The 21,111-nt window shown below is 27.1% G+C and carries 21 protein-coding genes and 1 other RNA gene; 9 read left to right on the forward strand and 13 right to left on the reverse strand.

All coding sequences use genetic code 11. From position 1 onward, the window contains the following. The 5 genes from dnaA (at position 1) to ATR_RS00025 (ending at position 5,860) form a co-directional block, all read left to right on the forward strand. Positions 1 to 1,314: a chromosomal replication initiator protein DnaA gene (gene dnaA / locus ATR_RS00005; protein WP_115427458.1), complete on the forward strand. Its 1,314-nt coding sequence runs from the start codon at positions 1 to 3 to the stop codon at positions 1,312 to 1,314. A gap of 144 nt (positions 1,315 to 1,458) precedes the next feature. Next, positions 1,459 to 2,529, forward strand: coding sequence for a DNA polymerase III subunit beta (dnaN, locus tag ATR_RS00010; RefSeq protein ID WP_115427459.1), 1,071 nt, complete (start codon positions 1,459 to 1,461; stop codon positions 2,527 to 2,529). A gap of 11 nt (positions 2,530 to 2,540) precedes the next feature. Then, positions 2,541 to 4,856, forward strand: a complete 2,316-nt coding sequence (gyrB, locus tag ATR_RS00015) for a DNA topoisomerase (ATP-hydrolyzing) subunit B (protein WP_115427460.1) — start codon at positions 2,541 to 2,543, stop codon at positions 4,854 to 4,856. Positions 4,857 to 4,872: 16 nt separating this feature from the next. Beyond that, positions 4,873 to 5,250: a preQ(1) synthase gene (gene queF / locus ATR_RS00020; protein WP_206731635.1), complete on the forward strand. Its 378-nt coding sequence runs from the start codon at positions 4,873 to 4,875 to the stop codon at positions 5,248 to 5,250. A gap of 13 nt (positions 5,251 to 5,263) precedes the next feature. Further along, positions 5,264 to 5,860 carry a MerR family transcriptional regulator gene (locus ATR_RS00025; RefSeq protein ID WP_115427461.1) on the forward strand — a complete coding sequence of 199 codons (597 nt, stop codon included), beginning with the start codon at positions 5,264 to 5,266 and terminating at the stop codon, positions 5,858 to 5,860. Positions 5,861 to 5,876: 16 nt separating this feature from the next. On the opposite strand, the gene ffs is transcribed toward ATR_RS00025, so the two are convergent. Further along, positions 5,877 to 5,973, reverse strand: an RNA gene (gene ffs / locus ATR_RS00030) — signal recognition particle sRNA small type. A gap of 92 nt (positions 5,974 to 6,065) precedes the next feature. Between ffs and ATR_RS00035 the strand changes: the two genes are divergently transcribed. Beyond that, positions 6,066 to 6,473 (forward strand): YqaA family protein, encoded by a 408-nt coding sequence (locus ATR_RS00035; RefSeq protein ID WP_115427462.1) that lies wholly within the window; start codon positions 6,066 to 6,068, stop codon positions 6,471 to 6,473. Position 6,474: 1 nt separating this feature from the next. Here the strand turns inward: ATR_RS00035 and ATR_RS00040 are convergent, their stop codons facing one another. Genes ATR_RS00040 through ATR_RS00090 form a run of 11 tightly spaced genes read right to left on the reverse strand, consistent with a single transcriptional unit; the run spans position 6,475 to position 16,148 of the window. Then, positions 6,475 to 7,275, reverse strand: coding sequence for a class I SAM-dependent methyltransferase (locus ATR_RS00040; RefSeq protein WP_115427463.1), 801 nt, complete (start codon positions 7,273 to 7,275; stop codon positions 6,475 to 6,477). A gap of 18 nt (positions 7,276 to 7,293) precedes the next feature. Next, the gene (locus tag ATR_RS00045; protein WP_164966696.1) at positions 7,294 to 7,797 is read right to left on the reverse strand and encodes a molybdopterin-dependent oxidoreductase; all 504 of its coding nucleotides are present in this window, start codon (positions 7,795 to 7,797) and stop codon (positions 7,294 to 7,296) included. 10 nt (positions 7,798 to 7,807) lie between these two features. Then, the gene (locus ATR_RS00050) at positions 7,808 to 8,572 is read right to left on the reverse strand and encodes an ABC transporter ATP-binding protein (RefSeq protein ID WP_115427465.1); all 765 of its coding nucleotides are present in this window, start codon (positions 8,570 to 8,572) and stop codon (positions 7,808 to 7,810) included. Continuing rightward, the gene (locus ATR_RS00055; protein WP_115429366.1) at positions 8,572 to 9,534 is read right to left on the reverse strand and encodes a FecCD family ABC transporter permease; all 963 of its coding nucleotides are present in this window, start codon (positions 9,532 to 9,534) and stop codon (positions 8,572 to 8,574) included. Before ATR_RS00055 ends, ATR_RS00050 begins: the two co-directional genes overlap by 1 nt. A gap of 34 nt (positions 9,535 to 9,568) precedes the next feature. Beyond that, positions 9,569 to 10,582, reverse strand: a complete 1,014-nt coding sequence (locus tag ATR_RS00060) for an ABC transporter substrate-binding protein (protein WP_115427466.1) — start codon at positions 10,580 to 10,582, stop codon at positions 9,569 to 9,571. Between the two features lie 58 nt (positions 10,583 to 10,640). Further along, complete coding sequence (locus ATR_RS00065; RefSeq protein WP_115427467.1) at positions 10,641 to 12,617, reverse strand: TonB-dependent receptor plug domain-containing protein; 1,977 nt, start codon at positions 12,615 to 12,617, stop codon at positions 10,641 to 10,643. Positions 12,618 to 12,662: 45 nt separating this feature from the next. Then, positions 12,663 to 13,517, reverse strand: coding sequence for an ABC transporter ATP-binding protein (locus ATR_RS00070; RefSeq protein WP_115427468.1), 855 nt, complete (start codon positions 13,515 to 13,517; stop codon positions 12,663 to 12,665). Then, positions 13,514 to 14,206: a molybdate ABC transporter permease subunit gene (gene modB, locus ATR_RS00075; RefSeq protein WP_115427469.1), complete on the reverse strand. Its 693-nt coding sequence runs from the start codon at positions 14,204 to 14,206 to the stop codon at positions 13,514 to 13,516. Before modB ends, ATR_RS00070 begins: the two co-directional genes overlap by 4 nt. After that, positions 14,199 to 14,597 carry a TOBE domain-containing protein gene (locus ATR_RS00080; protein WP_115427470.1) on the reverse strand — a complete coding sequence of 133 codons (399 nt, stop codon included), beginning with the start codon at positions 14,595 to 14,597 and terminating at the stop codon, positions 14,199 to 14,201. Before ATR_RS00080 ends, modB begins: the two co-directional genes overlap by 8 nt. A 13-nt stretch (positions 14,598 to 14,610) precedes the next feature. Then, on the reverse strand, positions 14,611 to 15,357 hold the full coding sequence (gene modA, locus ATR_RS00085; protein ID WP_115427471.1) for a molybdate ABC transporter substrate-binding protein: 747 nt from the start codon (positions 15,355 to 15,357) through the stop codon (positions 14,611 to 14,613). A gap of 8 nt (positions 15,358 to 15,365) precedes the next feature. Continuing rightward, positions 15,366 to 16,148, reverse strand: a complete 783-nt coding sequence (locus ATR_RS00090) for a TOBE domain-containing protein (protein WP_115427472.1) — start codon at positions 16,146 to 16,148, stop codon at positions 15,366 to 15,368. A 152-nt stretch (positions 16,149 to 16,300) separates the two neighbouring features. On the opposite strand from ATR_RS00090, the gene ATR_RS00095 reads away from it, so the two are divergent. Beyond that, positions 16,301 to 17,545, forward strand: a complete 1,245-nt coding sequence (locus ATR_RS00095; RefSeq protein ID WP_115427473.1) for an MgtC/SapB family protein — start codon at positions 16,301 to 16,303, stop codon at positions 17,543 to 17,545. Positions 17,546 to 17,708: 163 nt separating this feature from the next. Here the strand turns inward: ATR_RS00095 and ATR_RS00100 are convergent, their stop codons facing one another. After that, a complete protein-coding gene (locus ATR_RS00100) occupies positions 17,709 to 18,539 on the reverse strand; it encodes a LysR family transcriptional regulator (RefSeq protein ID WP_115427474.1) in 831 nt (276 codons plus the stop codon). Between the two features lie 94 nt (positions 18,540 to 18,633). Between ATR_RS00100 and ATR_RS00105 the strand changes: the two genes are divergently transcribed. Both ATR_RS00105 and trpB read left to right on the forward strand, forming a co-directional pair. Then, complete coding sequence (locus ATR_RS00105) at positions 18,634 to 19,812, forward strand: YbfB/YjiJ family MFS transporter (protein ID WP_115427475.1); 1,179 nt, start codon at positions 18,634 to 18,636, stop codon at positions 19,810 to 19,812. A 68-nt stretch (positions 19,813 to 19,880) separates the two neighbouring features. After that, positions 19,881 to 21,092: a tryptophan synthase subunit beta gene (gene trpB / locus ATR_RS00110; protein WP_115427476.1), complete on the forward strand. Its 1,212-nt coding sequence runs from the start codon at positions 19,881 to 19,883 to the stop codon at positions 21,090 to 21,092. The last annotated feature ends 19 nt before the right edge of the window (positions 21,093 to 21,111 follow it).

The following is a 21,111-nucleotide window of genomic DNA, read 5'->3' on the forward strand; positions in this document are numbered from 1 at the left end:
ATGACAAATAAAGAGTTTTTATCACTTATTCAAAAAGAGACAAACAAAAATGACTTCGAAAGATATTTAAAACAACTTGTTTTAAAAAAATTATCTATTGAAGAAAATATTGCAATATTTGAAGTAGCAAATAAATATATAGCCTCTTGGATAAAAAGCAAATATACAAATCTTATACAAAACTGTTTTGAAAAAAGTATAAACATAAAACCAGATATTGAGATTAGACTATTTGGTGAAAAAAAGACAAAAAAAGAGATACAAAATAGTCTAATTCAAAATCAAAGTCCAGAAAGCACAATATTAAACCCATCTTATACATTTGATTCATTTGTAGTTGGTCCTTCAAATCAAATGGCATATAATGCAGCTTTAGCAGTTGCTTCAAAACCAGGTATTCAATACAATCCACTTTTTATTTATGGTGGAACAGGTTTAGGAAAAACTCATATTTTACAAGCTATTGGAAATCATGCTTTAGAAAATGATAAAACTGTAATTTATGTAACAATAGAACAATTTATGAATGATTTCATATTTTCAATAAATAAAAAAAATATGGAACATTTTAGAGAAAAATATAGAAATTGTGATTTACTTTTAATAGATGATGTACAATTTTTAAGTGGAAAAGAGAGTACTCAAGAGGAGTTTTTCCATACTTTTAATGAGTTACACAATGCAAAAAAACAAATTGTAATGACTTCAGATAGGCTTCCATCTCAAATAGCTGGACTTGTTGATAGGTTAAAATCAAGATTTGAATGGGGTTTAACAACAGATATTCAAATTCCAAAACTAGAGACAAAAATTGCAATTATTGAAAAAAAATCTGAATTGAATGGTATTAATCTAAGTCGTGATATTGTCTCATTTATTGCAACAACACTTGATAGTTCAATTAGAGAAATAGAAGGTGTTTTAATAAGAATAAATGCAAGTGCCTCTTTACTTAATCTTGAAATAAACCTTCAAATGGTTCAAAATCTTTTAAAAGACCAAATAAAAGAGAATAAAGAGAATATAAAACTTCCAGATATTATAAGTTTAGTTGCAAGTGAATTAAATATAAAACCAAGTGATATAAAATCTAAAAAAAGAACTTCAAGTGTAGCAAATGCTAGAAGAATTGTAATTTATCTTGCACGTGAATTAACTCATAACTCAATGCCAGATATTGCAAAATTTTTAGAGATGAAAGATCATAGTTCAATATCTCATAATATGAAAAAAACAACTGAGCTAATTGAAAAAGATGAAAATTTTAAATTGATAATTCAAAATTTAAAAAATAAATTAATAAATAAGGAGTAATAGTTAGATGTGTGAAAAGATGTGAATATATATTTAATTTTAATCACTATATTAAACATTGATTTTATAGTGCCTAAAAGAGTATTTACATCTTTTCACATAGACTACTACTAATACTTAAAATAAATAAAAATAGGAGAAAAAATGAAACTAGTAATAAACAAATCTACTTTTGAAAATGTTGTAAGTCAAATGCAACCATTTTTAGAAAAAAAAGATTCAAGTGCAATTACATCTCATTTGTATTTAGAAATTTTAAATGGAAAATTGACTATAAAAGCTACTGACTATGAAATTGGTCTTGAAGTAAAAATTGACAATATAAATAATTTTGAAGATGGAAAAACAACAGTAAATGGAAATAATTTATTAGGATTTATTAAAAGATTAAAAAATGAAGATATTACATTAGAGACTAGTTCTAGTAATCTTATAATAAAACAAGGTAAATCAATATTCAAACTACCAAATTATGATCCAAATGAATATCCAACATTAAATAAATATGAAAATCTAAAGGATTTATCTATATCAACATTAAATTTTATAAACTCTATTAAAAAAATATCTCCAGCAATAGACAATAACAATCCAAAATTTGAATTAAATGGTGCTTTATTAGATATAAAAAGCCAAAAAATAAATTTTTGTGCAACAGATACTAGAAGATTAGCTATGAATAGTTTAGAAAATATGTCAAATGAAGAAGTTCAATTAATTATTCCAAAAAAAGCTATTTTTGAAATTCAAAAACTATTTTTAGATAATGCAAAAATCTCTTATGATAATACAAATTTAGTAATCTCAAATGAAAATACAACTTTCTTTACAAAGCTTATAAATGGAAAATATCCAGATTATGAAAGAATTATTCCATCTAATATAAAAAATAATCTATATATTCCAAAAAATATATTTATAGAATCTATAAAACTAATTACATCTTTAAATTCAAATATAAAAATTACATTTAAAAAAGAAGCTATTGTTTTTGAATCATTAGATACAGATAGTGTAGCAACTACACAAGTTGATATGGAATTAAATATTCCAAATGAATTTTATATAGCTGTAAATGCAAAATATATATTAGATTTTTTAAGTATGACAACAAATGATAAAATAAAAATCGGTTTCAATGAGTCAAATCTTCCATTCTATTTAGAAGATAATAAATTTATAACTATTGTAATGCCAATAGTTTTAGAAAAATAAAAGGAAATAAAATGTCAGATTATGGTGCTAGTAATATTAAAGTTTTAAAAGGTCTTGAAGCAGTTAGAAAAAGACCAGGAATGTATATTGGTGATACAAATATAAATGGACTTCACCACTTAATCTATGAAGTTGTAGATAACTCAATAGATGAAGCAATGGCAGGATTTTGTAAAAATATAAAAGTAACTCTTACAAAAGATGGTTGGGCAAAAATTGAAGATGATGGAAGAGGAATTCCTGTTGGAATTCATCCAACTGAAGGAGTTAGTGCAGCAACTATTGCTCTTACAGTTTTACATGCTGGTGGAAAATTTGATAAAGATACATATAAAGTTTCAGGTGGACTTCATGGAGTTGGGGTTTCAGTTGTAAATGCACTATCAAAACATCTTAAAATGACTATTTATAGAGAAGGAAAAATACATTTTCAAGAGTTTAAAGAGGGAATTCCTGTAGCTCCACTTGAAGTTATAGGAGATAGTCCTAGAAAAACTGGAACTGTAATAGAATTTTTAGTAGATGATTCAATTTTTGAAGTTACTCAATATGAATTTAATATTCTTAAAAAAAGATTTAAAGAGGTTGCTTATTTAAATCCAATAATCTCTATTACACTTGAAGATGAAGCACATAAACTAAAAGAGGTTTACCATTTTGAAGGTGGAATTAAACAGTTTGTTGCAGATATGAATAAAGAGACAGCACTTTGTGATGTTATGCATTTTAGTGATAAAGTTGATGGTGTAGAAGTAGATATTGCTTTAATGTATAACGATACATATATTGAAAAAACTCTAAGTTTTGTAAATAATATACGAACAATAGATGGTGGAACACATGAAGCGGGGTTTAAAGCAGGACTTACAAGATCTATTTCAAAATATTTAAGTGAAAATGCAGCAGCACGGGAAAAAGATGTAAAAATAACAGGAGATGATGTAAGAGAAGGGCTTATTGCAGTTGTTTCTGTAAAAGTTCCTGAACCACAATTTGAAGGTCAAACAAAAGGAAAATTAGGAAGCTCTTATGTAAGACCAATTGCACAAAAATTAACTGGTGATAATCTAGATAAATATTTTGAAGAGAATCCTACACAAGCAAGAATGGTTATGGAAAAATCTCTTATGGCAGCAAGAGGAAGAGAAGCTGCTAAAAAAGCAAGAGAATTAACTAGAAAAAAAGATTCTATGAGTATAGGAACACTTCCAGGTAAATTAGCAGATTGTCAAAGTAAAGATCCAACAATAAAAGAGTTATATCTAGTGGAGGGTGATTCTGCAGGAGGTTCAGCAAAACAAGGAAGAGATAGAGTTTATCAAGCAATTTTACCTCTAAAAGGAAAGATTTTAAATGTTGAAAAATCAAGACTTGATAAAATTTTAAAATCTGATGAGATTAGAAATATTATTACTGCACTTGGATGTGGAATTGGTGAAGATTTTGATGAAGAGAAAGTAAGATACCATAAAATAATTGTTATGACCGATGCCGATGTAGATGGTAGCCATATTCAAACTCTGCTTCTTACATTTTTCTTTAGATTTTTAAAACCAATAGTTGAAAAAGGTTATTTATATATAGCTCAACCACCACTTTATAGATATAAAAAAGGTAAAAATGAGATATATTTAAAAGATAATAATGCTTTAAGTTCATATTTAATTGAAAATGGTTTAGAAAATTTTGAGTTTGAAGGTATGGGATATAATGATTTACTTGATTTATTTAAACAAGTAGCTCGTTATAGATCGATGTTAGAGCAATTAGCAAAAAGATACTCTTTACTTGAAGTATTAAAATATTTAATAGAAAATAGTGATTTAGTAAATCTTGAATATAGCGCTTTATATGAAAAAGTTAAAGATTTTATTTTAGAAAAAGGTCATAATATCTTATCAAAAACTATAACAGAGGAAAAAATTCAACTATTTGTACAAACAAAAGAGGGATTAGAAGAGTTGATTATTGATGATGAACTTTTTGCTTCTCCATACTTTAGTCAAGCTACATTTATTTATAATAAACTAAAAGAGAGAGATTTAACTCTTTTTGATGGAAAAGATTTAATTGAGCTTCTTGAAGAGATAGAAAATCTTGCAAAAAAAGGTGCATATATTCAAAGATATAAAGGTTTAGGAGAGATGAATCCTGAACAACTTTGGGAAACAACAATGACTCCAGAAAATAGAAGACTTTTAAGAGTAAAAATAGAAGATGCTGAGGCTGCTAGTGATACATTTACTCTATTTATGGGTGATGAAGTAGAACCAAGAAGAAACTATATAGAATCACATGCTAAAGATGTAGAACATCTTGATGTATAAAGGAAAAGAGATGGAAATAAAATATGGTGAAAAAGAGATTTTAGAGTTTGATATAAATAATCCTGAAAATTTCTGGCCAAATGAACATAATAAAAATTATATAATTGATATTGAATTACCAGAATTTGTGGCAAAATGTCCAAGAAGTGGTTATCCTGATTTTGCAACAATTAAAATTCAGTATACACCAAATAAAAGTGTAATTGAATTAAAAGCTTTAAAAATCTATATTAACTCATTTATGAATAGATATATTTCTCATGAAAACTCTGCAAATGAGATATTTGATACACTTTTCTCTAAGTTAGAACCAAAATGGCTTAAAGTAATTGCAGATTTTAAACCAAGGGGAAATGTTCATACTATTATAGAAATAGATAGTTCAAAAATCTAAAAGGAGAAAAACCTTGCAAAGATTGGTAACCACTACAGAAGCTTCAGAAATCTTGGGAATCTCTTTGCAAGGTGTTCACTATCGTATTAGAAAAAATCAACTAAAATCTGAGAAAAAAGATGGAAAAATATTTGTTTATATTGATGAAGAGAGTATAAAAAATAGCAAAAAAGATGATAAAAAAAGTATTGAAGAAAATATTTTTGAAAGAGTAATAGTATCAAAAGATGAACAGATAGAAATTTTGAAAAAATCTATAAAATGGATGAAAAACCAGCATTTTATGGAGATAAAAAGGCTTGAAAAAAATCAAAAAAGAGTTATGGAAGTTTTTAATAGTGAAATAAAACTTTTGCAAAGTGCTTTTAATGAGATGAAAACAATATATAAACCACAAATTGAAGACAAAAAAAATAGTTTTAAAGATAAAAATAGTGAATTTATAACACTTCAAGAGTTTTTTATTATTTTAAAAAGAGCATCAAAAAGTGATTTAGAGATAAAAAATACTATTTTAAACGCTGTAAAAAATGGTGATGAAAGATTTATTTATAATAAAAATAGTAAAAAACTTTTAATTTTAAATGATAGTTTTGAAGATTTAATTTAGAAGTATAAAAAAGCACTCCTTCCCAGATATCCAATCACAACACTAAAAAAGGTGCCTTGCTATATTCCTATCCTGGGGCGTTGTCTTTAGTAGCACTTGAAAGGGTCTAAAAAGGAGCATTCAAAACACATTTTGTGTTCTCAATGCTACTTTTAAAGAGTGTGAGTTTAGCAAATATAACTTTAATATATAATAAAAGAGAAGAATGACATATTTAATACTTTTTATTTCAGCTTTTGCAAGTGCAACTTTACTTCCGCTTGGAAGTGAAGCTCTACTAATTTATAATATAAATCAAGGGTTTAATATATATTATCTTTTATTTATTGCAACTTTAGGAAATAGTTTAGGTTCAGTTCTAAACTATTATTTGGGTTTAAAAGGTGAAGAGTATTTAGTAAATAAAAAACTTGTAAATGAGAAATATATAAATCTTGGTAAAAAATATTTTGATAAATATGGTGTATTTTCTCTTCTTTTTGCATGGTTACCAATAATTGGTGACCCAATTACTTTTGTAGCTGGAATTTTAAGATACAATTTTAAACTATTTTTAGTTCTAGTAGTAATATCAAAGCTAGGAAGATATCTCTTTATAGCTTTGATAATTTAGACTATTTCTCCCACGAAATAAAAGCCCAAGTTATAAACTCTTTTGTTCTCTTATTTTTATATGTTTTATTAAAGTACTCTCTTAATATTTTTTCCTCTTTTTTTGACATATCACCCAAACTCCATTTTAAACTTTGTATAAAATCATCTTCATTTTGTGTATCAAACTTTGAAGATTTTGTTTGTATAAAATCAACTTTGGCAAATATTCCCATACTATGTAAACAATTTACTAAATAGATATAATCAGGTCGTGGAATAATATCTCTTTTAATTTGCTCTAGTATCTCTTTATCTATAAAACTTCCACCAACTTTTGTAGTTATATAAACTCTTTTATTTGCTTTATCATTTAGTTTTTGTAAAGCTTTTTTTATATCTTTTACTTCCATAGAGCGACTTGCAACGACAATATCAGCATTTGGTACATCTTCCCAAGAGTCATACCAAGATTTATGAATAGTTACTAGGTTCTTTATATTTTGCTCTTTTGCATTTTCATTTGCATAGCTTAACATCTCTTTTGAGTAATCAAGTGCATAAACCTTTTCAAGTTTATTTGTAAGTGCTAAAGAGATGGTTGCAGGACCACTTCCAATATCAAGTAAAGTTTTACAATCTTTTATATCAACTTTGCTTATAAACTCTTTTGTATATGGGCTATTTACAACACTTTCCTTAAAATATTTTGCTTTTTTATCCCAATCAGAGCTACTTTTACTTTTAAAAGTAGAGTTTTTCATCTGTATTTTATATAGTTTTGAAAAATTCAATTTGTCTAAATTTGTATTTACTAGTGCCATTATTTCCTCTTTTTAATTTTAAATTTTGCCTACAATAATTTTTTCAAGCCATCTTATATGTCTAGGACCATTTTTTATATCATCTATACTTATTAATGCAATTTTCCCTTGATAATTTTCAAGATATTTTCCATTTTTCTTATAGAAAACTATTATATTGTCTCCCAATTTTGTATTAAAAACTTCATTATATGAAAAAATTGCTTCATAACCATCTGTTGCTATAACTTTAAAATATATATTGTTGTACTCTTTACGGCTATTTACTTTTAAGATAGCTTTATCAATAATATCTCTTAGTAAAACACCTTCAAAGCTATCTACATTATCTTTTGTTTCTCCACTCATACAAACAACAGGAGTTGAACCACTTTTAAAATAACTCATTTTTTCAAGCTCTTTTATATCCAATTTTATAGTGTTTTCCACCAATCCAGAAACTTCAACTTCTGTTGATATTTTATAATTCTCATTTGCAAATAAGTTAATTGCAAGAATTAAAACAAAAACTATTTTTTTCATATTTTTCTCCTTAAATTTTTGGTATACAAAATTTGTAATTTTCTTTTGAAATGATTTCAACATTTACATCATAAAGTTTGTTTATATTTTTAACTGTTAATTTATTTCCAACTAACCCATAATCCAAAACCTTCCCATCTTTTAACATCATAACTTTATTTGAGGCATATAAAGCATGGTCTGGATAGTGAGTAGTTTTTACAAAAGTAAAGCCTTCATTTGCTAACTCTTTTAAAAACTTTAAAAGTTTTAGTTGATTTCCATAATCAAGTCCAGTAACTGGTTCATCCATAAATATAATTTTTGCATTTTGTGTTAAAGCCCTTGCAATAAAAGCTAATTGCCTTTCTCCTCCACTAATTTGTGAATAAATCTTATCTTTTAAATGTAAAATACCAACTTTTTCTAAATTCTTTATAGCTAATTGCTTATCATTTTGTGAGTAGTTTGAAAATAGATTAAGATAAGCTAGCCTTCCCATTAAAACTACATCAAAAACAGTATAATCAAAAGGTATTTGGTGAGTTTGTGGGATATAAGAGATAAGTTTTGCCAACTCTTTGTTTTTATACTCATTTATATTTTTTGATAATATTTTTATATCTGCTTTACTTTTATATATTCCCAAAAGCACTTTTAATAAAGTGGTTTTTCCACAACCATTTTTTCCAATCAAAGATAATATATCTCCTTGATGAAGTTCAAAATTTATATTTTTTAGAACCTCTTTTTTTTGGTAAGAAAAAGAGATATCTTTTGCATCAATTAAAAGCATTAAAACCCCTTTTTTGCACTTTTTAAAACCAAAATAAATATAGGTATTCCAATAATTGATGTAACAATACCTATTGGAATTTCAAAGCTAAAAATTATTCTTGAGCTATTATCAACAATAAGTAAAAATATTCCTCCTATAATGGCACTTATTGGAAGAACTATTTTATTATCAGCTCCAAATAAGAATTTTGTAATATGTGGAATTATAAGTCCAATCCATCCAATAATACCTGCTAAAATAACACTTAAAGCACTGATAAAAGTAGCCACTAAAATAACAATAATTTTAATCTTTTTTGTATCAACTCCCAAAGCTTTTGCTTCTTCATCTCCTAAGCTTAAAGCATTTAGATATTTTGATAGAAAAATTAAAATAAATACTCCTAAAAGTATAGGAATAGTTAAATTCCAAACTATAGATGAAGTGCTAAAAGATAAGCTTCCCATAAGCCAATAGGTAATTGCTGGAAGAGTATCATAAGGATCAGCACTATATTTTAATATCGACAAAAGTGCAGAAAATAAAGAACTACTTATAATTCCTCCAAGAACTAAAATAATCATATTTTTTTCATTTGAATAGATATAAGAGATAAAAAGTGCAAAAATAACTGCTAAAAAACCAAAAATAAATGTGCTAATATTTATAAAAAACCAACTCCAACCTAAAACCATTCCTAAAGCTGCTCCAAATGAAGCACCACTTAAAACTCCTAAAATTCCAGGAGAAACAAGTGGATTTACAAACATAGCTTGAAATGAAGCTCCTGAAATTGCTAAAGAAGCACCAATTATTACAGCAGCTATAATTCGTGGTAATCGTATATCAAATATTATACTTTTAAGCATTTCGTATTGTTCTTGTGATAGATTTGAAGAGAAACCAAATATTGCTTTTATAAAATTTATATAGTTATCGAATGAAATCTCATAGTTTCCAATAAATAGTGAACTATTCATTAAAACTACTAGAATAATAATTAGGAAAATAGATTTATTCAATATCTTTGCCCATAATATGATTTAATTCAATATTACTTAGCTCTAAACCTAAAAATAGTGAGTAAAACTCTTTTGCATCTTTGTTTATATCAATTTCATAACTATTACTATGTAAAATATTTAGTAACCACTTAAGCCCCAATATTTTCATAAAAGATGGTGGTCTATCAAACCAACTAAAAGGACCTTTAGGTAAAAAATATACTTTTTTATTTTTTACTGCATCTATAAATTGCCATTTTGGATCACTATAAACTTTTTTATAAAACTCTTTTTCATAAACCAAAATAATTTCAGGATTGTAAGATAAAACTTTCTCAAAGTTTATAAGCTCTTTTCCATAAGTATTTGAATTTTGGCATTTATGAACATTGTCCCCACTAGCTAAAGTTATTAGTTCAGATCTTATTGATTTATCACACTCTGTTTCAAGTCCATTGTTACCTTGAGCATAATATACTCTTGGTTTTTCTTTGACTTTTTTTGATAGCTCTTTAGCTTCATCTAAAACTTTTTTTGCGTAATTTTCTAACTCTTTTGCTCTTTTTTCGTTTGAAGTTAATTTCCCTAAATATGAAAAAGAGTTAATAATATCTTCTATAGAGTTAGCTTTTATATAGAAAAATGGGATATTTATATTTCCTAAAGAGTCTCTTATTCTCTTTTCACTTTGATTTTTTGAAGTTTCACTTAAAAGGATTACATCTGGATTTATCTTTAAAATCATTTCACTATTTGGTGTATTTCCTTTACCAAACCAACCACCAATTATTGGAAGACTTTTTATAGTTTCATCTATATAAATGGCTTCTACTTTATTAAAAGGGAAATTTAATCCAGCAATTTTGCTCTTATCTATAGCATATAAAGAGTATAAAATTGTAGGAGTTGAAGCATAAATTTTATCTACTTTTTTTATCTCTATATCTTTCTCAAACATATCTTTGTAACTATTTGCATTTGCATAAGAATATAGAGATAAAATCAAAAAAATCATTTTAAACATAACAGACCTTTTTTATTTGATCTGCTACTGTTTTATTTATATAAAGTGTTATCTTCATCTAAAATTTATATGTTAAATTTGAGTATATAACTCTTCCACTTTCTGGGTAACCATAACTATATTCATAGTTTTTACCAAATATGTTTGAAGCACCAACATCAAGAGTTAAACCTTTTACAAATTCATAAGCAATTTTTGCATTCCAAATAGTAGCTCCACCTACATCTTTATTTCTATCATTTTGGTCTGTATGCCTACTTGAAGAGTATTGCATATTTATATTTGTTGTTAAACCCTTTACAGGTCTGTATGTTGTTCCTAATACTACTTTATGCTTTGGAGCATCTATAATATCTACTTTATTATCTCTATCTTCTGCTAAAAGTCTTGTGTAGCTTGCATCTATATCAAGAGTATTGCTTAATGAATAAAAATACTCTAACTCATAACCCATATGTTTAACTTTTCCAATATTATTGTTTTTAGCTACTTGGTCATTTTTAGGAGCATTTGGATTAATAATCTCTTCTTGAATATAATCTTTTACATCTGAATAAAATAAAACTGATTTTATTCCTTGATTTTCAAATACTTTATTTACACCAATTTCATAGTTTATAGTTTTTTCAGGTTTTAGTTCTGGATTTGGTATTTGTTTACCAAATCTATAAGAGTATCTCTCTTTTAAACTAGCGAATCTTGTTTTTTTAGCAATACCTGCATATAAATTAAAAGTTTCATCTATATCATACTCAAATTTTATCATAGGGTTAAAAGAGTTTGAACTTGCATGGTCGAATTCGCTACCGTAATTTATATCTGGTTTTTTATTGTTTGCTTCTTTTACCTTGTCTTTATCCCAACTAGCTCCTGCAATTACTCTAAAATTATCTGTAAATCTAAAAGTATCCTCTAGTCCAATAGATAGATAATCCATCTTTTTAGTATAAGTTTTTCCACTATCATTATCTTCTTGAGTATCTCTTTTTATATGAAATGCCAGTTTTAAACTATTTCTTTGTGTATCATACTCTCCTAGCTCAAGTGATACGCCTTTTGTATTTGCATCATATGGTGTTGGAAGAGCATTTTTATTTAATTTAGAAAATGTTTTATCAGTAAAGAAGAGCATATTATCTTCATATTTATCATAAAATACTCTACTTTTTAAGTAAGCATATTTAAAATTTGTATTTGATAGAAAATAGAAACTCTCTTTGTTTGAATAGTCCCATTGTCTATAGGGTCCAGCTTGTTTTCCTTTTGGCGGTACTGCAAAAATATCAGTTGGCATCCCTTTTTCTGTTTTTTGATTTATATAATTAAATGCATACTCATCTGTATCATTTGGAGTGTATCCAACTTTAAGATTTATATTTTTATCAGTTTTATATGAGTTTACTCTTTTATCATTATCTTGATTTGAATTTGAGTTAAAATTACTTGACATTGGAATATAGTCTCTATCTAAATATGAACCACTTGCTTGAATATAGTATTTACCTTGGTTTGTTCCTAAGTTTATATAAGTTTTTTTACCATCTCCACTAAATACTCCTGCGCTTATAGAGCCCTCAAGCTCTTTTGTTGGTTTTCTTGTAACTAAATTTATTGCTCCAGCAAAAGTATTAATTCCTAAAAGAGGAGAACTCAAACCTTTTGTTACTTGAATTTTATCAAGATTAAAAGTTGTATAGTTTGATAAATCTACATAACCCTCACTAGGTACATTTATAGCAATTCCATCTATAAAAACAGGTGAATGTCTAGCACTAAAGCCTCTTATAGAGATTGTTTGCTCCCCTCTTGCCCCATATCCATAAGTGTTTAAACCACTAATTGTATTTAGTGCATCTACTACACTATTTTTTTCTTGTAATTTCATATCTTCAGCACTTATTTCATTGCTTTTAAATCTACTATCTGAATTTTTATTTTCAAATATATCAATTTGACCTAAATTTGTTGTTTCACTCGCAAGTAATTTTCCTGCAAAAAGTGTTGTAGCTACAACTAAGCTTAACTTTCTATACATATTTTTCCTTTATTTATTTTTGTATATAACGCTATTGAAAAAAATTTATACTCCTACTATTGATGGAGTAAAAGCCTTTGTACTAATAGTTACTTTTTCTCCTATTTTTAAACTTTTTAACTCTTCATTTGAAACTACAACCTCTATTAGCTGTTGACCTATAGATACAATTGCTACATTTATTACATCAACTTTTATAATCTCTAGTAAGAGTCCTTCAAAAGAGAGTTTTTGGCTACCTTTTGTTTTTAAAAGTATCTCTTTTGAACTTCCATCTTTTACTATTTTTCCATCTTTTAAAACTAAAACTCTTGAAGCCATTTTATACATTTCGCTAGGATCATGACTTATCATAATTGTTGTTGTTTCAAACTCTTTATGTAAAGATAGTATCTCATCTTGAAGTTTTGCTCTAATGCTAAAATCTAAAGCAGATAGTGGTTCATCTAATAAAAGTAGTTTTGGCCTCTTCATTAAAGCTCTACAAAGACTTACTCTTTGTTGTTGTCCACCACTTAAACTATTTATATCTCTATTTTTTAGCTCATAAAGATTTGTAAGATTTAAAAGATATTTTGCCAACTCTTTATCTTTTTTCACAAATAGAAGATTATTTATTACATTTAGATTTGGGAAAAGAGCATAGTTCTGAAATACAAAACCAATATCCCTTTTTTGAATAGGTTTAATATATTTTTCACCTTGCCAAATATTACCATCTACTTCTATTTTGGAATTTGAATCTTCAAGACCTGCTAATATTCTAAGAAGTGTTGTTTTCCCAGCTCCACTTTCTCCACTTAAAGCTACAAACTCACCTTTATTTATATGTAAATTTATATTTAAATGAAGCTCTCCATGACTTCCATGAAGCATTTTACTTATTTTTAAATCTATCATATAAGTTTGCCTCTTTTATTTTTACCATTAAAAATATAGACTAAAAGCAAAGTTATAAAACTAATAACAATCATAATAAGGCTATAAATATGTGCATTTTTGTAGTCTAAAATCTCTACAAATTCATATATTGCAATAGCTGCAACTCTTGTCTCATTTGGAATACTTCCACCAATCATTAAAACAACTCCAAACTCCCCAACAGTGTGAGCAAAACTAATTACCAAAGCAGTCATTAAAGATGGTTTTATATTTGGTAGAGCTATAAAAATCATAGTTTTAAATTTACTTTTTCCACTTATATAACTAGCTTCTAACATATTTTTATCTAAGCTCTCAAAACCACTTTGAAGTGGTTGCACCATAAATGGAAAGCTATAAATACAACTTGCAATAATTATTCCATAGAAATTGAACACAAGTTTTATTCCAAAATACTCTTCAAAAAATATCCCAATAGGTGAGTTATGAGATAATCCCCAAAGAAGATAAAATCCTAAAACTGTAGGAGGAACTACTAATGGCATAGTTGAAAGTGCTTCTAAAAATGGTTTTGATTTTGACTTTGTTTGAGATAAATACCAAGCAAGTGGTAAACATATCACAAACAAAATCAAAGTGGTAATAAATGCCAATTTAAAAGATAAAATAAATGGAGCATAATCTACATTTAGTAAATAATTAATCATTTAATATCCTTAAAATTGATAAATCACTAGCTTTAATTAAAATATTTACTTCATCATTTTCTTTTAAATCTAATTTTATTTTTGAATCTTTTGTAATAATACTTTCAAAAAAAGTATCAAATGCTTTTAAAGATAGTGAGCTTAAAAGCTCACCATCTTTAATATTTGAGATTTTTGTAAGAATTTGGTTTGATAGGCTAATCTCTTCTATATGATTTTTTGAAATTATTACATTTGATGGTTTTACCAAAAGTTCAACTCTTTTATTTATAGTTATATCACTATCTAACTCTAAACTCATCATTTTTAATGTAATACCATGAAAATCAAACTCTACAATATTTAAACTATCAATAGTTTTTATCTCTTTTACTTTTACAAAAAAATTCAAATTTTCTCCTAAACTATTTTACTAAGTAACCAAATTTTAAAAATATCTCTTTTGCTTTAGGGCTTAAGATAAAGTCATAAAAAGCATGAGCCTCTTTGTTATCTTTTGCTCTATTTAAAACCACAATACCTTGATCAATTGGAGTATATAGTTTAGGATCAACACTTATCCAATTTTTACCCTCTTTATACTGAGACATTTTCTCATCATATAAAGATGATTTTGCAATAAATCCAATATCAGCAGCAGTCATAGCGTAAGTAACTGCTTGAGAAATAGACTCAGCATATACAAACTTCTCTTCAACTTTTTCTAAAATATTTGCATTCTTAAGTGCTTCAACTGCAGCTGTTCCATAAGGTGCAGTTTTTGGGTTTGCAATAGCAATTTTTTTTATATTATTTTCAGAAACAAGAGTAATACCTTTTGAAAAATCTAGCTCTTTAGAGCTAAGCATTGCTAAACTTCCTTGTGCATAAATTACTGGTTCTCTAGCAGTTAATCCCTCTTTCTTTAAAATCTCTGGAAATTTCATATCGGCGCTCATAAAAACATCAAATGGTGCACCATTTTGAATTTGAGTTGTGAATTTTCCACTAGCTCCAAGAACTACTTCAACTTTTGTATCTTTATTTGTTTTATTAAACTCTGCTATTAAATCATTTATAGCATAAGAAACATTTGCTGCAACAGCTATATTTATTGTTCCAGCAAAAATAGTTGAACATAAAAATAGTAATCCTAAAACAATCTTTTTCATATTTTTCCTTATTTTCCAATCATAATATCAGATGCTTTTATAATAGCATCAACACTAGTTCCCACTTTAAGTCCCATTTTCTCTATAGAGTTCATAGTAACTATTGATACAACTTTGTCACCATTGCCAATATTTATAATAACCTCAGCATTAACAGCTCCAACATTTATAGCTTCAATAGTTCCTTTTAAACTATTTCTAGCACTTAGTTTTAAGTTTGTATCAGTTGATAATAAAATATTACTAGATTTAATAACAGCAACAACTTCATCACCTTTATTTAAACCTAAATTCTCCACTGCACTATTTGTAATAATAGATACAATTTTATTTTCACCTTTTAGTTTTAATGCTACTTCGCTATTAACTGCACCATCTGTTATATTTTCAATAACTCCAACAATTTGGTTTCTAGCACTTATTTGCATTGATAATCTCCTTATAGTTTTTAAAGAACCACTGTTTAAATCAGTAATTCTATTTAGGTTTTCTATAAACTTTCTATGCTCCTCTTTTAATAGAAAATAGCTCTTTAATAGCTTTTTTCCATACTCTGTAAGAGTTGTACCACCACCATTTACTCCCCCTGTCTCTCTTAGAACAATTGGGGTAGTTGATAGATTATTCATAGCTTCAATTGCTTCCCAAGCAGCTTTATAGCTCATAGGAACCTCTTTGGCAGCTTTATTAATAGAGCCTGTTTTTTCTATGGCAAGAAGAAGTTCTATTCTTTTTTCTAGTAAAAAAGGCTGATTAAAAAGCTCTAAAGTTAAATTTGATGATATAGACATCTTTTTTCCTTTGTTATAACTAAAAGTATATAACGTAAGAAAATCTTAGCATTATATACTTTAATAAATAATGATGTAGGTCAAATTTTGTTTTACAAAATATCCTAAAAAATGGTATTATTTTAATCTAATCTTGCATAAAAGGGTATAAAATGCAGATAAATTCGCTTCTTAGTTACTTTATTTTAACTTTAGTTTTTAGTTTTTTAATAGGATTAGAGTTGAAGGCATATCAAATAAAATATCATTCTGATACTAAAAAAAACTCTTTGGGTACGACAAGAACTTATACTTTTTTAGGAATGTTAGGATTTATTCTTTATAAATTAGATACTACATATTTTTCTGTATATATAAGTGGTTTTTTTGCATTTACTCTACTTTTTGCAATTTTGTACAATAAATATATAGATGAAAAGATGAGTATTATCTTATATTTGGTTTTGCTTGTAGTCTATAGTTTTGGACCACTTATAAATTTATATCCTGTTTGGTTTAGCTCTTTAATCTTTGTAATTACAATATTTTTATTAAACTCTAAAGAAAGAAATCTAAGGTTTAAAATTGATATAAATCTTTATGAACTAGAGACTATTGGAAAAATAGTGTTACTTTTAGCAGTTATTTTACCTCTTCTTCCTCAAGATAAAAATATACCTTACTTAGAGATATCAGCATATAAAATATGGCTTACAGTTGTTGTAATTGCACTTATTTCATATATATCTTACATTATTCAAAAATATATTTTCCCCTCAAAAGGTATGTTTTTAATGGGTTTATTGGGTGGAATATACTCTTCAACTGCAACTATTATTGTAATATCAAAAAAAGCTTTATGTTTAAAGGAAAACAATATTATAGGAGCTTCTATATTTGCTGCTATTTTAATGATGTATTTTAGGGTTCTATTTTTAACATATCTATTTAATAAAGAAGTAGCAATGGCTATTCTTATACCACTTATTTTTTTAATACTAATTACTCTAGCACTTACTTTAGGATTTTATTTTAAATCAGAAAAAATTAGTTATAGTGTTGAAGCAATAGATACAAATCCTTTGGAACTTAGAACAGCATTTATTTTTGCTATATTATTTGTATTAACTATGTTTATTACAAATCTAGTTATAGAAAATTTTGGATTAATAGGACTTCAATTCTTATCTGTAGTTGTTGGATTTTCAGATATAAATCCATTTATATTATCTTTATTAACTGCAAAGTATAGTGTTACAACTTCAACAATAGCATCATCAATTCTGATAGCCATAGGAAGTAATAATATTTTGATCTCTTTTTATTCGCTATTTTTTGGAAAAGATAAGACAAAAATAGCATCAATACTTTTAGCACTTTTAGGTTTTATTACTATTTTAGTAGGATTTATTTTATAAAATCCTACTAAAAGTTACACTTTGCTTAAATTTTAACTATTAATTCATTTATCTAATAAAAAATATATATAAAATAGATATAATCCTAATCTTAAAAGATTAATAAACGATGAGTATAAAACTTACAGCAGAAGTTTAACTAAAACAATATACTCATCGCTTATTAATCAATATTCATAGCTTTTAAATAGTCACTAATTTTTGGAATATTATCAACTCTACAAACCATACAAGTTGGGATATATGCCTCTTCTTTTGGTAAAATAGTCATTTTTATATCTTTATCATAACCCATTTTTCTTACAATACTATAAGGAAGTAAAGATTTCCCCATGCCAACTTTTATACAAGAGAGAATTGTCTCTAAGTTACCAAGAGGGATAGTTTTTTCTATATAGATATTTCTCTCTTTGCAATAATCTTTTAGAAAATCATCATAAACACAACCATCTTTAAAGCTCAAAGTTACGTTTGGATTGTGTGATTTAAAAGGTTCTAAAATAGCTATCTCCTCTTCAAATTTCTTTAAAACCATTAGATTATTATTTGTAGGTTCTCCGCTAATAAAAGCTATATCAACTTTATAATCCATTATCAACTGTAAAATATCTTTTGTTGTTCCTGTAAAGAGTTCTAATTGGGTATTTGGAAAATCGTTATGGAGTTTCAATAAAAATGGAGAAATTCTAACTGCTGCATTGCAGTCTGTTGAACCAATTTTTAAATTTCTAAGTTCATTTGTATTTAATAAACTTGCAATTGTATTCTCCATCTTATGAATAATTTCCAAAGCTTGAGGATAGAACTTTTCTCCACTAGGAGTTAAAATAACACCTTTTGGAACTCTGTAAAATAGCTCAACTCCTAGAGTCTTTTCAAGTTGTTTTACCCTTGAAGTTACATTTGATTGAGCAAATTTTAGCTCATTTGCAGCCATTGAGATACTTTTATTATTTGCAACACTTACAAAAACTCTTAATAAATTCAAATCCATATCATTTTTCCTTATATCACATATCATTATTGATTATTTGACATAAAATAACCTTTAGTGATATGATAACAAAATTTTAAGAAGAGATAAAGAGATGATAAAATTGTTTGATAGAAATAACAACATTGCAATTCTTATTGCTGGGATATTTTCAATAATAATTGGGCTTGGAGTAGCAAGATTTGCTTTTACAGGTTTGATACCTGCTATGCTTGATGATTATATTACTATTAAGTTCGTAGGGATACTAGCTTCACTAAATTTTGCTGGATATTTGGGTGGTTCTATTTTTTCTATTTTTATAAAAGATATAAATTTTAAAGTATATCTTTATAGATTGGGAGTTTTTTTAGCTATAACTACAACTTTTATTTTAGCTTTTAGTTCAAATGATACTTTGTGGTTAATAGGAAGAGTTTTGGGTGGTTTTGCAGGAGCTATGTGTTTAATTGTTGGAACTTCAATAGTGATGCAAAAGTTAACTATAAAAAGTAAAACAAAAGCTATGGGAATACACTTTAGTGGAATAGGATTCTCTATTTTAACAACAGATTTAATAGCAAGATTTGTTTTAAGCATGGGTTATACATGGAGAGATAGTTGGACAATTCTAGCTATTTTTGCTCTTGTTTTATCAGTTTATAGTATGTATATTTTATCTTTTGATAAAGAGATAAAGCAAAATGCGGTAAAGGTAAAGTTTGATTTTACTATTTTTACACCTTTTGTTATAGTTTTGATTATCGCATATTTTACAGAAGGTGTTGGCTTTGTAGTACAAGCTACATTTTTACCAGATATTATAAATAATCTAAAAGGTTTAGATGGTTTTGGAAGTATTACTTGGACTTTAGTTGGAGTGGCTGGTATTCCATCTTGTATTATTTGGATGTTATTGGCTCATAGATTTGGAAGCTCAAATATAATAATAATTGCACTTTTACTTCAAGCAGTAGGAATTTTAATTCCAGTTCTATCTTCAAATGTTTACTTAAATCTTCTAAGTGGAGTTTTATATGGAGGAACTTTTATAGGACTTGTTGCACTTTTTATGAATTTAGGAGGGCAACTATCAAAAGGAAATCCTGTTGTTTTGATGGGTGCTATGACCTCTTCATATGGAATAGGGCAGGTTATTGCTCCACTATATAGTGTTTATTTTATAGAAAAATATGGAAGTTATGATTATGCTTTGATTTTAACAGCAGTAATAGTTGTTGCTGGAGCTATTTTACTTCTACTTGCAAAGAAGTTTGAACCAGAGATAGAGTAATAATATTATTTAAAGAATTATCTAAAATATGATACTATTTTTGTATTTTATTTTAAAAGGTGCAAAAGATGCAAAAAGATAGACTATATTTAGATAGTTTTCCAGATGAGAGAGGATATTTTGGTAAATTTGGTGGTTCATTTATTCCACCTCAATTAGTAGAGCCATTTAATGAAATAAATGAAGCATATAAAAAGTTATCAAAGGATTTTAACTTTTTAAATGAGTTAAAATCTATTAGAAAATATTATCAAGGAAGACCAACACCTGTCTATTTTGCAAAAAATCTATCAAATTTTGCTGGTGCTAATATATATTTAAAAAGAGAGGATTTAAACCATACAGGTGCTCATAAACTAAATCACTGTATGGCTGAAGCATTACTTGCAAAATATTTAGGTAAGAAAAAGTTAATAGCTGAAACAGGTGCTGGACAACATGGTGTTGCACTAGCAACGGCTGCTGCTTATTTTGGTTTAGAGTGTGAAATTCATATGGGTGAAGTTGATATAAAAAAAGAGCATCCAAATGTGGTAAAAATGAAGATCTTAGGAGCAAAAGTAGTTCCTGTAAGTAAAGGTTTAAAAACTTTAAAAGAGGCTGTTGATAGTGCATTTGAGAGCTATTTAAATGATACAAAAAACTCACTTTTTGCAATAGGAAGTGTAGTGGGTCCTCATCCATTTCCAAAGATGATTAGAGATTTTCAAAGTGTTGTTGGCTTTGAAGCAAAAGAGCAATTTTTTGAGATGACAGGAAAATTACCAGATGTGGTAGCTGCTTGTATTGGAGGTGGAAGTAATGCTATGGGAATATTTAGTGGATTTATTGAGGATAGTGTAGATCTATATGCAGTTGAACCAGCAGGAAAAGGTGAAAAAATAGGTGAGCATAGTGCAAGTATTACTTATGGAAAAGAGGGAGTTATGCATGGCTTTAACTCTATTATGTTAAGTGATGAAAATGGTGAACCAGCCCCTGTACATAGTATTGCAAGTGGGATAGATTATCCAAGTGTAGGACCAGAACATGCATATTTAAGTAGTATTGGAAGAACGAAAGTGGCTCTTTGTAGTGATACTGAAGCAATTGAAGCATTTTATACACTTTCCAGATTAGAAGGAATTATTCCAGCTTTAGAGTCATCTCATGCAGTTGGATTTGCTATAAAATATGCTAAGAGTGAAGAGAATTTTGGGAAATCTATTTTAATAAACCTTAGTGGAAGAGGAGATAAAGATATAGATTTTGTGATAGAAAACTTTCCAGAAAATTTATAAAAGTAGGGATAACCCTACT

It is taken from the genome of Aliarcobacter trophiarum LMG 25534, assembly GCF_003355515.1.
Classification (GTDB): Bacteria; Campylobacterota; Campylobacteria; order Campylobacterales; family Arcobacteraceae; genus Aliarcobacter; species Aliarcobacter trophiarum.